Source organism: Pseudonocardia sp. EV170527-09, from assembly GCF_008369905.1.
Taxonomy (GTDB): domain Bacteria; phylum Actinomycetota; class Actinomycetes; order Mycobacteriales; family Pseudonocardiaceae; genus Pseudonocardia.
Genome location: NZ_VRMC01000058.1, coordinates 22,388 through 37,631 on the forward strand (window position 1 = coordinate 22,388; position 15,244 = coordinate 37,631).

At 74.6% G+C, this 15,244-nt stretch carries 13 protein-coding genes and 1 pseudogene; 5 read left to right on the forward strand and 9 right to left on the reverse strand.

Going from position 1 to position 15,244, the window contains the following annotated elements:
• Nucleotides 1-59: 59 nt before the first annotated feature.
• Complete coding sequence (locus FVA95_RS18170; protein WP_149665267.1) at nt 60-575, forward strand: Lrp/AsnC family transcriptional regulator; 516 nt, start codon at nt 60-62, stop codon at nt 573-575.
• Nucleotides 572-1,726 carry an aminotransferase class I/II-fold pyridoxal phosphate-dependent enzyme gene (locus tag FVA95_RS18175; RefSeq protein WP_149665268.1) on the forward strand — a complete coding sequence of 385 codons (1,155 nt, stop codon included), beginning with the start codon at nt 572-574 and terminating at the stop codon, nt 1,724-1,726. Before FVA95_RS18170 ends, FVA95_RS18175 begins: the two co-directional genes overlap by 4 nt.
• 47 nt (nt 1,727-1,773) lie before the next feature.
• On the opposite strand, the gene FVA95_RS18180 is transcribed toward FVA95_RS18175, so the two are convergent.
• From FVA95_RS18180 to FVA95_RS18200, 5 genes are all read right to left on the reverse strand, one after another.
• Nucleotides 1,774-2,649, reverse strand: coding sequence for a GDSL-type esterase/lipase family protein (locus FVA95_RS18180; protein ID WP_193564375.1), 876 nt, complete (start codon nt 2,647-2,649; stop codon nt 1,774-1,776).
• Between the two features lie 109 nt (nt 2,650-2,758).
• Nucleotides 2,759-3,964 carry a hypothetical protein gene (locus tag FVA95_RS18185; protein WP_149665269.1) on the reverse strand — a complete coding sequence of 402 codons (1,206 nt, stop codon included), beginning with the start codon at nt 3,962-3,964 and terminating at the stop codon, nt 2,759-2,761.
• Between the two features lie 11 nt (nt 3,965-3,975).
• Nucleotides 3,976-4,917 carry a DUF389 domain-containing protein gene (locus FVA95_RS18190; RefSeq protein ID WP_149665270.1) on the reverse strand — a complete coding sequence of 314 codons (942 nt, stop codon included), beginning with the start codon at nt 4,915-4,917 and terminating at the stop codon, nt 3,976-3,978.
• Nucleotides 4,918-6,762 (reverse strand): aspartate--tRNA ligase, encoded by a 1,845-nt coding sequence (gene aspS / locus FVA95_RS18195; protein WP_149665271.1) that lies wholly within the window; start codon nt 6,760-6,762, stop codon nt 4,918-4,920.
• Between the two features lie 58 nt (nt 6,763-6,820).
• Nucleotides 6,821-8,821, reverse strand: a complete 2,001-nt coding sequence (locus FVA95_RS18200; protein ID WP_149665272.1) for an intein-containing Rv2578c family radical SAM protein — start codon at nt 8,819-8,821, stop codon at nt 6,821-6,823.
• Between the two features lie 109 nt (nt 8,822-8,930).
• Between FVA95_RS18200 and FVA95_RS18205 the strand changes: the two genes are divergently transcribed.
• On the forward strand, nt 8,931-10,655 hold the full coding sequence (locus FVA95_RS18205; RefSeq protein ID WP_240051567.1) for a YibE/F family protein: 1,725 nt from the start codon (nt 8,931-8,933) through the stop codon (nt 10,653-10,655).
• Nucleotides 10,656-10,702: 47 nt separating this feature from the next.
• On the opposite strand, the gene FVA95_RS18210 is transcribed toward FVA95_RS18205, so the two are convergent.
• From FVA95_RS18210 to FVA95_RS18225, 4 genes are all read right to left on the reverse strand, one after another.
• Nucleotides 10,703-11,572, reverse strand: a complete 870-nt coding sequence (locus FVA95_RS18210; protein ID WP_149665273.1) for a dioxygenase — start codon at nt 11,570-11,572, stop codon at nt 10,703-10,705.
• Nucleotides 11,569-12,366 (reverse strand): citryl-CoA lyase, encoded by a 798-nt coding sequence (locus FVA95_RS18215; RefSeq protein ID WP_149665274.1) that lies wholly within the window; start codon nt 12,364-12,366, stop codon nt 11,569-11,571. Before FVA95_RS18215 ends, FVA95_RS18210 begins: the two co-directional genes overlap by 4 nt.
• A complete protein-coding gene (locus FVA95_RS18220) occupies nt 12,363-13,514 on the reverse strand; it encodes a CaiB/BaiF CoA-transferase family protein (RefSeq protein ID WP_149665275.1) in 1,152 nt (383 codons plus the stop codon). Before FVA95_RS18220 ends, FVA95_RS18215 begins: the two co-directional genes overlap by 4 nt.
• Before the next feature lie 72 nt (nt 13,515-13,586).
• Complete coding sequence (locus FVA95_RS18225; RefSeq protein ID WP_149665276.1) at nt 13,587-14,396, reverse strand: IclR family transcriptional regulator C-terminal domain-containing protein; 810 nt, start codon at nt 14,394-14,396, stop codon at nt 13,587-13,589.
• A 180-nt stretch (nt 14,397-14,576) separates the two neighbouring features.
• Between FVA95_RS18225 and FVA95_RS18230 the strand changes: the two are divergent.
• A pseudogene (locus FVA95_RS18230) lies at nt 14,577-14,963 on the forward strand (amidohydrolase); the annotation flags it as partial.
• A 64-nt stretch (nt 14,964-15,027) separates the two neighbouring features.
• A partial coding sequence (locus FVA95_RS18235) for a sigma factor-like helix-turn-helix DNA-binding protein (RefSeq protein ID WP_193564260.1) occupies nt 15,028-15,244 on the forward strand: 217 nt, incomplete at its 3' end.

Here is a 15,244-nt window from a genome sequence, read left to right on the forward strand (position 1 = left end):
CCACCACCGACCCGCCCGGCCCGCGGCGCGACGACGGGCGGTCGTCGTAGGGTCACGCCGTGCGCGAGATCCTCGAGTTGCTCGAACGTGACGCGTCGTTGAGCCACGACACCGTCGCCACCATGCTGGGTCTGACCCGGGACGAGGTCGACGTCCGGATCGCGGAGTGGGAACGCTCCGGGGTGATCCGCAGGCACAAGGCCGTCGTGGACTGGGCCCGGTACGAGGACGGCGGCGACGGCCACCCCGGCGCGGGCCGCGCCGGTGCGCAGGTGACGGCGTTCATCGACGTCTCGGTGGCCCCGGCCCGTGGGGTCGGGTTCGACGACGTCGCGGCCCGCATCTCCCGCTTCGACGAGGTCCGCGACTGCTACCTCGTCTCCGGTGGGCACGACCTGCGCTGCACGGTCGTCGGCCCGGACATCCGCGCGGTCAGCGACTTCGTGTCCCAGAAGCTGTCCACGATCGACCGGGTCCGCTCGACCGCCACGCACTTCGTGCTGGCCACGCACAAGCGCGACGGCGACTCCTTCGCCGAGCCGGAGCCCGACCACCGGCTGCCGGTGACCCCGTGAAGCCGCTCAACACGACGATCTCGGCGATCCCGCCGTCGGGGATCCGGCGGTTCTTCGACATCGCCGCCGAGATGGACGACGTCATCTCCCTCGGTGTCGGTGAACCCGACTTCGTGACGCCGTGGCGGATCCGCGAGGCCGACATCTACGCCCTGGAGCGCGGCTACACCACCTACACCGGCAACGCGGGCCTGCCGAAGCTGCGTGAGCTGGTGTGCGCGGACCTGGCGTCGCGCTACGACGCCCACTACGACCCCGCCACCGAGTGCCTGGTGACGACCGGGGTGTCCGAGGGGCTCGACCTGGCGTTCCGGGTGCTGCTGAACCCGGGCGAGGAGGTCATCGTCCCGGAGCCCTGCTACGTCGCCTACCAGCCGTGCGTCGCGTTCGCGGGGGGTGTCCCGGTCGGGGTGCCGACCCACGCCGAGGACGGGTTCGCCATCGACATCGCCGCGGTCGAGGCCGCGGTCACCCCGCGGACGAAGGCGATCCTGATCGGCTCGCCGGCCAACCCGACCGGCGCGGTGCAGCCGCCCGAGGTGCTGCGCGAACTCGTCGCGCTGGCCGAGCGGCACGACCTGTACCTGCTCTCCGACGAGATCTACGACCGTCTCACCTACGTCGGCACCCACACCTGCCTGGGTGCGGTCCCCGGTGCGCGGGAACGGACGGTGGTCCTGGGCGGGTTCTCCAAGGCCCAGGCGATGACGGGGTGGCGGGTCGGCTGGCTCGCCGCGCCGGAGCCGATCGCCGAGCTGTGCCTGCGGGTGCACCAGTACACGATGCTGTGTGCGCCGCACGTCTCGCAGATCGCCGCGGTGGAGGCGCTGACCAGCGCGGAGGGCGACGTCGCGGAGATGGTGGCCGACTACGACCGTCGCCGACGGGTGTTCGTGAAGGGGCTGCGCGAGGCCGGGCTGGACTGCCCGGAGCCCGCGGGCGCGTTCTACGCGTTCCCCTCGATCCGCGCCTCCGGCCTCGACTCGGAGACCTTCGCCGAGCGGCTGCTGCGGGAGGAGTCGGTCGCCGTCGTCCCGGGCAGCGTGTTCGGGCCGCCCGGGGAGGGGCACATCCGCTGCTCGTACGCGACGGCGCTGCCGCAGCTGGAGCAGGCCGTGGAGCGGATCGGGAACTTCCTGCGACGCCTGTAGCGGGGCTCCCCGGCTCCTACGGTGGCCGACGGTCGCCGGGGCACGGGTCAGGCCGAGACCCTGCGCACCCGCGCACCCTCCACCAGGCCGCGCACCATCACCGGCCCGAGGTCCCGGCCCCGCCGCACGAGCCACGGCACGCCCTGCACCACCAGCCACGCCCCCCGCTGCCAGGCCGTCACCTCCCGGCCACCGGCGGCGTCGAGCCCGACCTCCCCCGGTACCGCGAACCCCGCGGCGCCGAGCAGCCCGGCGAAACCACGCGCCAGCAGTCGGTGACCCAGCTCGGACGGGTGCAACCGGTCCACGCTCCACGCCGCCGGGTCGTAGCTGCCGGCGGTGTCCAGGTCGAGGATCCCGACGGCGGACCGTCCCGTCGCGGCGACGGCGTCGGCCACCGCCCCGTCGACGGCCCCGTTCAGAGCGGAGATCCGGGCGGCGAGCGCCCGCTGCAACAGGCCCGGCAGCGGCCAGACGCGGGTGTGGTCGTGGAAGCGGAGCAGCAGCACGGTCGCCCCGGCCCCCAGCAGCAGCTCCAGCGACTCCGCGCAGTCCCGCCGGATCCCGGCCGGGTCGAAGTCGGAGCGGAGGGTGTCGTTCATCCCGACACACAGCACGACCACGTCGGGCCCCGACGCCGCGGCCACGGGCACCTGCCCGTGCCGGGCGTCGGCCATCCGCGCCCCGGTCCGGGCGTGGTTGTCCAGCCGGACCGAGCCGGGGCGGGCGGGATCGTCGAGGGCGTCGCGCAGCAGTGGGCCGACACCGCGCCAGCCACCGCCCGGCAGGGGATCCCCCAGCCCGACGGCGGTGGAGTCGCCCAGCAGTACGAGGTGCCGGACGGGCCGCCCGGTCGCACGCGGTGCGGCGACGGGACGGACGGAGCGCAGGACCGGATCGACGACGGACGGGCGCGCGGTCATCGGGGACACGCCGACACCCTCACCGCCGCAGCCACCGTTTCCGTGTGCAACCGGTGACGCGTCTCGTACCGACGCGGGAACTCTCGGGGCAGCGCTGTCGTGCAGACCCCTACCAGTCGCCACCACGGAAGGCGGGGAACAGTGGCAGCGTCGACGACGCGTCCGGGAAACGGGTGTCCAGCGCGGTCACCACGGCGTCGGCCAGCGCGGCCGTGCCGGGTCGGGCCGTCGCCTCCGCGGTGACACCGAGGCGTCGCCAGTAGTGCCGCAGTGCCGTGGAGATCCGGGGGGACCGGCCGGCGTCGGGGCCGATCGGCCCGTCGCGCTCGGGCACCCGCGGCAGCAGCCGCCAGGTCGACCACCACACCCACAGCACCTGGGCGTCGGCGAGGCGCGACTCCAGCAGCTCCGGGTCGTCCAGCTCGGGCCACACCGGAGCGACCTCGGCCCGCCAGGCGTCGAGCATGGCGTCGGCGACGGCGTCGGGCAGGGCGAAGCTCGACGAGCAGCCGGGGAAGGGCACCCGCACGTAGGCGGCGTCGAGGACGACGTCGCGGAAGCAGCCCCACTCGAAGTCGACGAACCGCACCCCGCGGCTGGTGACCAGGTTGTTGTCCGGGCAGGTGTCGGACGGGCTGAACGCGCGGAACCCGGTGCCGCCGAGCAGGCGCACCCCGCCCTGGGCCTCCCACGACGCCAGCTCCGGCACCTCGACCCCCAGGATCCCGGCCAGCAGCTCCGGCAGCCCGGCCAGCGCGGCGCGGGCCTGGTCGGCGACCGGGTCCCGGCGTGCCTTCTCCCCCAGCCGGCGCAGCAGCGCGCCGAAGTCGCCCTCCCGCCCGGCGGTCGCGGCCTGCATCCGGCCCAGGCCGCGGGCCCAGCCGAGCAAGCAGGTGCGGGCGGCGTGGGCGTCCGGGCCGAAGAGCTTGTCGGCCAGGGTCAGGCTGCGGCCGAGGTCCTCCAGGACGAGCAGCCGCTGCTCGGGGTCGTGCGCGATGATCACCGGGCTGGGCCGGACGTCGCTGGGCAGCGCGGTGAACAGCTGGCAGGACGCGACCTCGTAGCGGAACGGGTCCGACACGAGGTCCGCGCCGGCCGAGCCGTCCTCGGGCGGCGCGTAGTGCTTCACGACGACGCTGCGCCGGTCGGAGAACGGGTTCTTCGCCATCCGCGCCCGGGCGACGACCGAGCGGCCGCTGCCGCCGAGGTCCTCGGGCTCGTACAGCTCGACCTCCGAGCCGGCCCGCCGCGACAGCAGCCGCGCGGCCCCGGCCACCGCCGCGACCGCGCCCGGAGTCGACTGCGGATCGGTCATCGAAGGCGACCCTACCCTTCGGAGAGCGCGCGGTCCGCGCCCCGACGTCGCGACCCGCGCCGGGCGAACGCCAGCACCGCGGCTGCCGCGCCGATCGCGCCCACCAGGTTGACCCCCAGCTGCAGCGCCGACAGTGCCGCCTCGTTCCAGCGTCCCTCGATCACCGCGACCGAGGCGTAGGCGGCGGCGGGGACGGTCGTCACCGAGATGACCACGCCGACCATCGCCGACGACCGCGCCGAGGTCAGCGACAGCATCCCGGCCGCCCCGGCGAGCACGGCGACGACCAGCGAGAACGGCCCCACCTCGTAGATGAAGTCCATCTGCTCGAGGCTGTCGAGCCCGGCCGAGGACAACCAGCCGAGCAGGTCGAACACCAGGGTCGCGACGGCGGTGACGGCCATCGCCAGCGGGAACCCCACGGCGAGCGCGAGCGCGCCGCGCGAGACCAGGTCGCGACGGCGCAGCACCAGCCCGACCGCCATCGCGGCCATCGGGCCGAACTCCGGGCCCAGCACCATCGCCCCGACCACGGTGACCGGCGAGTCGGTGACCGCGCCGACGGCGGCGAGCAGGCAGGCGATGGTGAGGAAGGTCAGGAACGTCCCCGACAGCCGCGACTCCTCGCCGGTGCGCTGGATCAGCTCGTCCCAGACGACGGCGTCGGCGCCGTCCCCCGGGGCGGCCTCCTCGGCGGCGTCGGCCCGGTCGGACAGCACCGTGTCGAGCTGTTCGAGGGTGATGCCGCCGTCGTGGTCGACGCCGAGATCGGACAGCCTGCCCAGTAGGTCGTCGGCGCACTCCCGGGCGACGTCGGCCTCGACCAGGTCACCGACCGGGTGCACCGCCACCCCGGGGTGGACCACCAGGTGGGCCACCCCGGGTTCGGCGTCGAGGACGGTGCGGACGTCGGCGGTCCGTCCGGGTGGACAGACCACCCGCAGGTGCAGCACCTACGCGGCCGGGCCGGGCTTCTCCGGGGCGCCGCCGCCGGTCTCGGACGGCGGGCCGGGCACGGAACCCCCTGGCGCGGCCGCGGCGGGCTTCGCGTCGACGCCGGCCTCCTTGCGCTGGGCGGCGGTGATCGGAGCGGGTGCCTGGGTCAGCGGGTCGAACCCGCCGCCGGTCTTCGGGAAGGCGATGACCTCGCGGATCGAGTCGACGCCGGCGAGCAGCGCGGTGATCCGGTCCCAGCCGAACGCGATCCCGCCGTGCGGCGGCGGACCGTAGGCGAAGGCGTCGAGCAGGAAGCCGAACTTCTCCTGCGCCTCCTCCGCGGACAGACCCATGACCTCGAAGACCCGCTTCTGCACCTCGGCCGAGTGGATACGGATCGAGCCGCCACCGATCTCGTTGCCGTTGCAGACGATGTCGTAGGCGTAGGCCAGCGCGTTGCCCGGGTCCTTCTCGAAGCTGTCGATCCACTCCGGGGTCGGCGAGGTGAACGCGTGGTGCAGCGCGGTCCACGCACCGCCGCCGACGGCGACGTCGTCGGTGTCGGCGGCCGACTCGAACAGCGGGGCGTCGACGATCCAGACGAACGACCAGGCCGACTCGTCGATCGCACCGATGCGCCGCGCGATCTCACCCCGGGCGGCACCGAGCAGCGCGCGGGCCTCGCTCGGCGTGCCCGCGGCGAAGAAGATGCAGTCACCGGGGTTCGCGCCGACGGCCTCGGCCAGTCCGGACCGCTCGGCCTCGGACAGGTTCTTGACGACGGGGCCGCGCTCGTCGACCTGCCCGTCCTCGCCGATCAGCACGTAGGCCAGGCCGCGGGCGCCACGCTGCTTGGCCCACTCCTGCCAGCCGTCGAGCACCTTGCGGGGCTGCGACGCCCCACCCGGCATGACGACGGCGCCGACGTAGGGGTTCTGGAAGACCCGGAACCCGGTGCCCGCGAAGTAGGACGTGAGCTCGGTGAGCTCGATGTCGAACCGCAGGTCGGGCTTGTCCGAGCCGTAGCGGGCCATCGCCTCGGCGTAGGGCATCCGGCGGATCGGGGTGGGCACGTCGTAGCCGACGAGCTTCCACAGCGCGACCAGCACCTTCTCGGCCAGCGCGATGACGTCGTCCTGCTCGACGAAGCTCATCTCGATGTCGAGCTGGGTGAACTCCGGCTGCCGGTCGGCGCGGAAGTCCTCGTCCCGGTAGCAGCGCGCGATCTGGTAGTACCGCTCCAGCCCGCCGACCATCAGCAGCTGCTTGAACAGCTGCGGGCTCTGCGGCAGCGCGTACCAGGAGCCGGGGCGCAGCCGGGCCGGGACGACGAAGTCGCGCGCGCCCTCCGGGGTCGACCGGGTCAGGGTCGGCGTCTCGACCTCGATGAAGTCCTCGGCGGCGAGCACGTCGCGGGCGGCCTTGTTCACGTCGCTGCGCAGCTTCATCGCCGCGGCCGGCCCGGGACGGCGCAGGTCGAGGTAGCGGTGGGTGAGCCGGATCTCCTCGCCGACGCCGGTGTGCTCGTCGATCGGGAACGGCAGCGGCGCGGACTCCGACAGCACGGTCAGCCCGGTGACCGTGACCTCGATGTCGCCGGTCGGCAGGTCGGCGTTCTCGTTGCCCGCGGGCCGGCGGACGACCTCGCCGACGACCTGGATGCAGAACTCGGAGCGCAGCCGGTGCGCCCGCTCGGCCATCTCGCCCTCACGGAACACCACCTGGGCCGATCCGGAGCGGTCCCGCAGGTCGATGAAGATCACGCCACCGTGATCGCGGCGGCGGGCCACCCATCCGGCGAGGGTCACGGTCTGGCCGGCGTTCTCGGCACGCAGGGCGCCGACGGGGTGGGTTCGCATCACGGCGGTCAAGGCTATCGGCACCGCCCGGGCCGCCTGCCACCAGGTTTCCGGCGCCGCCTCACAGCAGGCTCAGCTGCCCCGCGTCCGGGTCCGGTGGCCGCACCGGCGCGACCGGCTGCCGGGTCCACCCCGGGTCCCGCGGGTTCGGTTCGGGCCGGTCCAGGCCGTGCCGGGCCAGCAGCGGGGAGACCCGCCGGGCCAGGGCCCTGCGGTAGTCCGGTGTGGCGTAGGACCCGCCGCGGTAGAGCCGCTCGTAGCGCGGCAGCAGCACGGGCTGGGTCCGCCCCAGCCAGGCCAGGAACCACTCCCGGGTCCCGGGGCGCAGGTGCAGCGCGAGGACCGTGGCCCGGCTCGCCCCGGCAGCGGCGATCTCGCCCAGCAGTGCGTCGAGGGCCTCGGTGGAGTCGGTCAGCCAGGGCAGCACCGGGGCCACCATGACCCCGCAGGGCAGGCCGGCGTCGGTGATCCGGCGGACCAGGTCGAGCCGGGCCCGCGGGCTCGGCGTGCCCGGCTCCAGGTGCGACTGCAGCTCCCGGTCCAGCAGCGCGACCGACACCCCGGTGCCGACGCGCACGTCGGCGTTCGCGGCCGCGAGCTGCGGCAGGTCCCGGCCCAGCACGGTGCCCTTGGTCAGGACGGAGAACGGCGTGCCGGAGCGGGCCAGCGCGCCGATCACCCCCGGCATCAGCCGGTAGCGGCCCTCCGCCCGTTGGTAGGGGTCGGTGTTGGTGCCCATCGCGACGTGCTCGCGCCGCCACGACGGCCGGGCCAGCTCCCGCTCCAGCACCCGGGCGACGTTCACCTTGACCACGATCTGGGAGTCGAAGTCCGCGCCCGCGTCCAGGTCCAGGTAGGTGTGGGTGTTGCGGGCGAAGCAGTTGTGGCTGACCACCCCGGCGGCGACGAAGTCACCGGTGCCGGTGGTGATGTCGACCATCGGACGGAGGGTGCCGGTGTCGCGGATCGACACCACCCGCGGCGCTCCCCCGGGCGGCTCCTCGACGCGGGCGCCGCCGACATCACGCATCCGGGCCACGGCCGGGTCGGTCACCGCGACCAGCCGCAGCTGCTCGGCGACCCCGCCCAGCACCCGCAGCGCCCGCACCCCGGGCCGGGCCGAGGGCTCCGAGGCCACCCGGAACCCGAGCCGCCGCAGCGCGTCGACGCAGGCGCGGGCGAGCGTCTCCTCGCCGGGCACGATCCGCAGCACCCCGGCGGAGACCTCGCCGCAGGCGTCGACGATCCCGCCGACGAAGCCGGCCGACCAGCCGCGGGCGGGCCGGTGCGGCCAGGCCGTCGGCGACGGTGCGGGCGCCGCGAGCATTCCGGCGGCCACGGGCACCGGCCGCGCGGTCAGCAGGTGGTGGGCGCGGGCGAGCGCCTCCAGCTCGACCCAGCCGGTCGGGAACGGCTCGGCCCGCACCCGCCCGCGCACCGCGTCGGCCCGGACCAGCCCGCAGAGCCATCCCTCGGCGTACCCGTCGGGCCGGGGCCCGCCCGGGACCGCCGCCGCACCGGGCCCGACCAGTGCCGTCCCCGGTGTCAGGTGCGGCCGGTCCGCCGAGGAACGGCAGCGCCCCGGGCGCACGTGTGCCCAGCCGGAGGTGGTGAGGAAACGGTGTTCGGCGGACGTGACGAGCACCGTGCCGTCGTCGAGGGTCACCTCCTGCGCCCGGCGCCGGGTCGACCAGCGCGCGAGCACCGGGGTGCGGACGAACCGGCACCGCCCGCCGCCGTCGGCGAGGGTGCCGACCACCTCGTCACCCGGGCGCAGCTGCCCGATGGGCCGGGACCGGCCGTCGGCGGTGAGCACCGGGGTGTCCGGGACGAGGCAGTAGGTGCAGGCGTGCGAGCAGCCGCGGTACGGGTTGACCGTCCACCCGAACGGCACCGGCGACGACGACGGCACTCGGTTGAGCACCGATCGCGCCTCGACCTCGTGGAACACCGTGTCCGCGAACCCGGGGGTGCGCACCGAGCGCAGCAACCCCCGCATCCCCGGCAGCGCCGTCGCGTGTCCGACACCGTCCGCCCCGACCTGCTGTCCGTCCCATCGCACCGCCCTAGTCGAACACAAGTTCGAACGCCGGACAACCGGTCGTCGCCGGGCGGTCGCGTCCGGGCGAACGGCACCCCGCAGGCCGAAGATCGTTTGCAAGGATGCGGACGTGCCCCCGCCCCCGCCCGGCCCGCGCGACCCGTCCGCCTCCGACGGCGGCCGGCCCACCGCTCCGCGGACGGGGGGACGGCGACGTGCCGAGGACCGGGCACCGGGCGCCTCGGGCGGTCACCGGCTCCCGACCGAACCGGCGCGGCACCGGGCCCGGCGGACACCGGGCACACGGACACCCGGCACCCGGACACCCGCCCCGCGCCGTCCGTCCCGCGAGGAGAACGGCGCCGGCACCTCCCCCGCACCGGCAGGACGTGCCGCGCCGCACCCCGCCGGCGGCGGCACCGACAACGGCACCGACAGCAGGGACGGCAGACACGGCAGGCACGACAGGCACGACGACGGTGCCGAGACCGGCCCGATCCCCCGCGCCGGGCACCCGGGCGGCTGGGGCGACTGTCCCGGCGCGGCGGGGCCCGGCACCACGACCGGCGCACCGGCACCGCCCGCCACCGGGCACGACCACGGCGCGGGACTCGGGGAAGGACACGGGGAAGGACACGGAGAGGCACACCGAGCGGCACACCGAGAGGCGCACAGCGCGGGACACAGCCAGGGACACGAGCAGGGACACGGCCACGGGCACGGTGCCGCGTCCCCGGCCGGACGACGGGTGCGGAGGCTGCTCGTCGCGCTGCTCGTGCCGTGCGTGCTCGCGACGCTCGCCGGGGTGGCCCTGCTGTGGCCCGGGGCGACCCCGGTCCCGGAGATCCCGCCCACCCAGCAGGTGCACGGCACCGTCACCACGGTGCAGGTCGCGGACTGCTCCCCCGGCGCCGGGGACCGTCGCTGCACGGGGGTGACGGTCGCGTTGTCCGACGGGCCCCGTGCCGGACGGGACCTGGTGCAGCTGGTGCCGAACGAGCCGTCGACACCGCGGTTCGCGGTGGGTGACCCGGTCACCCTGTCGTGGTCGGGCGCCAACCCCGACGACGCGGGCTCCTACCAGCTCGTCGACTTCCAGCGCGGCGCCCCGCTGGGGTGGCTCGCGGCGGCGTTCGCACTGGCCGTCGTCGTGCTGGGACGGCTGCGCGGGTTCGCGGCGCTGGTCAGTCTGGCGCTGAGCTTCGTGATCCTGCTGTGGTTCGTGCTGCCGGCGATCCTGTCCGGTGGCTCCCCGCTCGCGGTCGCGGTCACCGGCGCCTGCCTGATCATGTTCGTGGTGCTGTACCTGACCCACGGGTTCACCGCGCGGACGTCGTGCGCGGTGCTCGGCACACTGGCCTCGCTCGCCCTGATCGGGCTGCTCGGCTACCTGTTCACCGTCACCTCCCGGCTCACCGGGCTCGACGACACCACCGCCACCCTGATCGGCACGCTCGGCCCGGGCGTGCCGATCGACCCCCGCGGCCTGGTGCTGGCCGGGCTGGTGATCGGCGCGCTCGGTGCGCTGGACGACGTCACCGTCACCCAGGCGTCCGCGGTGTGGGAGCTGGGCGCGGCGAACCCGGGGATGAGCGTGCGCGAGCTGTTCGCCGCCGGGATGCGGATCGGCCGCGACCACGTCGCGTCCGCGGTGAACACCCTGGTGCTGGCCTACGCCGGGGCGGCGCTGCCGCTGCTGCTGTTGTTCACGGTCGCCGCCGGTGGGGTGACACAGGTGCTGACCAGCCAGGACGTGGCGACCGAGATCGTGCGGACGCTGGTGGGCAGCATCGGGCTGGTCGCCGCCGTCCCGGTGACGACCGGGCTGGCCGCGCTGGTCGTCGGGCGGCGCTGAGTCCGGCCCGACGCGCTTCCCGACGCCCTGCCCGACGCCCTGTCGGCCTATCCGGCGGGCTGCAGCACGAAGTCGTAGCGGGCCCCGTACCAGGGGCTGTCGCTGTGCCCGCCGTCCGGCGTGGGGCCGGGCTCGTGGCGGTCGAACGCCACGACGAGCTCGCGCTTCACACCGAACACGACGTCGGAGTCGAGGTACTCGGTGCCCTCCCGGAACAGGTGGGTGATCAGCGGTGCGTAGCCGGGCACGGCGAGCAGGAAGTGGATGTGCGCGGGCCGCATCGGGCTGATGTCGGTGCGCGAGATCAGCTCGCCGACCGGGCCGTCCATCGGGATGGCGTAGCCGAGTGGGGCGATGGTGCGCAGGCAGTAGCGGCCGTCGGCGTCGGTGGTGTACTTCGCGCGCAGCCGGGCCTCGTCGACGTCGAGCTGGGCCTCGTAGGTGCCGTCGGCGTCGGACTGCCACACGTCGAGCACGGCGCCGGGGACGGCGGTGCCGTCGAGCGAGCGGACGGTGCCGTGCACGAACAGCAGGTCGCCGGGCAGCCCGTCGGACATGTCCGCGCCGAAGTCCTTCTCCGGGGAGCCGTCGATGTGGAACGGGCCCAGCACGGTCGCCGGGGTGGCGGCCGGGTCGAGGCGGTGGTTCTGCTGGACGACGAGCATGGACAGCCCGAGCACGTCGGAGGCGAGGATGAACTCCTCGCGCTTGTCGTCGGAGATCTGCCCGGTGGCGGTCAGCCAGTGCACCGCGGCCGTCCACTCGTCCTCGGTGAGGTGGGTCTCGCGGGCGAAGTCGTGCAGGTGGCGCACCAGGGCGGTCATGAGCTCGGCGGTGCGCGGGTCGTGCGCGGTGGCCCAGCGCGCGACGGCGGCGTCGGTGATCGTGTCCTCGGTGACGGTGGTGGGCTGCGTCATCGCGGGTCTCCCTCGGGCTGGTAGGGGTCGGGGTCGACGGACCGGTTGTGCAGGTCCACGGACAGGAAGATGTCGTTCGCGACGGGGTGGCGCAGCTCCTCCGCGAGCTGACCGATCAGACCGGCGGTCCGGGCGAGCAGCGCGAAGCCGCGCAGCAGCTCCAGCGGCAGCCCGAGGTCGGCCAGCGCCGCGCCGCAGACCCCGGCGCCGTTGAGCGGCAGCGTCCGGCCCAGCACCTGCGGGTGCACCCGGCCGATCGCGGCGAACAGGCGCAGGTGCGGGCCGAGCAGCCCCTCCTGTTCCGCGATGGTGAACAGCCGCGGGGTGCGGGGGTCGCCGTCCTTGTGGACGTGGTGGCCGAGGCCGGGCACGAACCGCTTCGCGGCCCGCTGCGCGGTGACGACGTCGAGCGCGACGGCGTCCCAGCCGTCGTCGTCGGTGGGGCGCTCGGCGGGCAGGTGGTCGTGCAGGAACCGGCCGCAGTCCTCGGTGACGCCGAGGAAGCGCGAGCCGCCACCGAGCAGGCCGGCGGCGAGCGCGCCCTGCACCGAGTCCGGCGCGGACAGGTGGGTGAGCCGGGTGACGATCGCGGTCGGGGTGAACCCGTGGTCGGCGAGCGCGGCGAGGACGGCCTCGAACACCCGTGTCTCGCCGGGGGTCGGGCGGCGCTGGGTGGCGAGCCAGAACGCGAGCTCACCGAACCCGACGGTGCCCATCACGTCCTCGGCGAGGTCGTGGCCGAGCAGGGTGATGGCGTCCTTCGACGAGGCACCCAGGGCGGTGGGGTAGGTCATGAGTCGAGCCACTTCCGCAGGTCGGCGCCGTGCTCGTCGAGCTGCGGCGGAGGGAGCCGGTAGACGGCCGGGGTGGCGGAGAAGCGGACCGGGTGGCGCGTGGTGGGCACCGCCCGCTCCCCCTCCCCGACGGTGACGACGGGGTCGAGGCCGAACCGCTCCGCCATGGCGAAGCCGCCGTCGATGGTCTGGATGGGGCCCGACGGCACGCCGGCCTCGGTGAGCAGCTCGAACCACTCGACCGCGCCACGGGTCGCGAGCCGCTCCTCCAGCAGCGGGCGCAGCGCCTCGCGGTGCACGGTGCGGTCGGCGTTGCGGGCGAAGCGGGGGTCGTCGGCGAGGTCTCCGACCCCGAGCACGACACAGAGCTTGCGGAACTGGGCATCGTTGCCGGCGGCGACGATGAGGTCGTCGTCGGCCGTCGGCATCGGCTCGTAGGGGAACACCGAGGGGTGGGCGTTGCCCATCCGGTACGGCACGGTGTCCCCGGCGACCCAGGCGGAGCTGTGGTTGACCAGCCCGGTGAGCGCCGAGGAGAGCAGGTTGACCTCGACGTGCTGGCCGGTGCCGGTGCGGTCGCGGTGGCGCAGCGCGGCCAGGATCCCGATCGCGGCGTGGTTGCCGGCCATCACGTCGAACACCGAGATGCCCGCCCGGTACGGCGGCCCGTCCGGATCGCCGGTGAGGCTCATGAGCCCGGACATCGCCTGGACCATGAGGTCGTAGCCGGGCACGTGCGCGCCCGCGCCGGAGCCGAACCCGGAGATCGAGGCGTAGACGACGCCCGGGTTGGTCGTGGCGACGGCGTCGAAGTCCAGCCCGAAGCGGGTCATCCCGCCGGGGCGCAGGTTCTCGATGACGACGTCGGCACGCCGCGCGAGCTCGCGGGCGGCGGCGAGGTCGGTCTCGTCGCGCAGGTCCAGCGCGATGGAGCGCTTCCCGCGGTTGATGCCCAGGTAGTAGGTGGACTCCCCGTCGCGCTCGGGCGGCATCCACGTCCGGGTGTCGTCGCCGGCCGGCCCCTCGACCTTGACGACGTCGGCGCCCATGTCGGCCAGCAACATCGTCGCGTACGGCCCGGCCAGGATGCGCGAGAAGTCGGCCACGAGGATGCCCTCGAGCGGCCCGCCGGTTCCGGCTTCCGCCATCAGTTCCTCCGAAGTGATCGCCGTACGGACGCCTGTCCGCCAGACGATCGTGGCCCTGCCCGGGCCGCGAGGTCAAGCCGGGGCGGACACGGTCACGTGCGGGGCGGTGGCGAGCCGGGCGAAGTCTGCGCTGATGTCGCCCGCGGTCTGCAGCAGCAGCGGCAGGTGGTGTTCGAGAAGGGTCTCGAGCGAGGTCTCCGCGGCGTGACAGTTGACGTTGACCCCGGCGATCACCCGGCCCTCGCCGTCGCGCAGCGGCGCGGCGACCGAGCGGATGCCGGGCGCCAGCTGCTCGTCGGTGAGCGCCCAGCCGCGGGCGCGGACCTCGCGCAGCTCGGCGTCGCGCTCGGCCGGGGTGGGGGCACTGCGCGGGGTCAGCCCGGACCGCGACGGCTCGGCCAGCACGCGTTCCAGCTCGTCCGGGGCGAGCGCGGCGAGCTGCACCTTCCCCAGCGAGGTCGACGCCGCCGGGAACCGGGTCCCGATCTGGACCGACAGCGCGACGATCTTGGGCACCGCGACCCGCGCGACGTACACGATGTCGCTGCCGTCGAGCTGGGCGATCGAGCACGACTCGTGCGTGCGCTCGACCAGGCGCTCCAGGTGCGGACGGGCGACGTCCCACAGCCCGGTGGAGCGGACGTAGGCGACGCCGAGGTCGAGCACCCGCGGCGTGAGGGTGTACCCACGCTCGCAGGCGCGGACGTAGCCGAGCTCGGCCAGGGTGAGCAGCACCCGGCGCACGGTCGGCCGGGCGAGCCCGGTCGCCGCGGCGAGGTCGGCCAGGGTCATCTCCGGCCGGCCGGGCCGGAACGCGGTGATCACCTCCAGGCCGCGGGCGAGCGCCTCGATGAAGTCCGGGCCGGTCCCGTCGCGTGGCATGGGCGTCACGGTAGCGCCTCGCGTCCGCCCTGCGGACACGCCGCGACCGACCGCACGGCGACGGCGGCCCGGACGGTGACAGCCCGGACGTTGACAGCACAGCCAGCGTGCGCGACAGTGACCGCCGTTCCACGATGTCCGTACAGCGGACTTCTGTCCGGCAGATCGAGGGGTGCGCCGATGAGCGTCGTCTTCCGCAACGCGACCGTCCTGACCGTCGATGCGAGCCGGACGGTCCTGTCCGGCCACGACGTCCTGGTGACCGGCGACCGGATCGCCGCCGTCGGCGTCGGGCTGGCGGCGCCCGAGGGCACCGAGGAGATCGAGGCGGCCGGCGGCATCGTGATGCCCGGCATGATCGACACCCACCGGCACATGTGGCAGACCTCGCTGCGCGGCTACGGCGCCGACTGGACGCTGACCCAGTACTTCGTGTGGAACTACCTGGAGTGGGGGAAGGTCTTCCGCCCGGAGGACATCCACGCGGGCAACCTGCTCGCGGCGCTGGAGGCCCTCGACGCGGGCGTCACCACCACGGTCGACTGGTCGCACGGGCTGCTGTCGACGACGGCCTGAGACTGACCCCCTGACGTCGGATTGGGATTGACCCCTTCTGGGCGACGCTGAGGGGGTGTTGTCGGTGGAGGACTGGTCCGAGATCCGTCGTCTGCATCGGGCGGAGGGTGTCCCGATCAAGGAGATCTCCCGCCGGCTGGGAGTCGCGCGGAACACGGTGCGTTCGGCGCTGCGGGCGCCGGGCCCACCGCGGCGGGAACGGGGCCCGCGGGGTTCGCTGGCTGATGCGGTCGAGCCGCAGGTGCGGGCTCTGTTGGCGCAGTTCCCGCGGA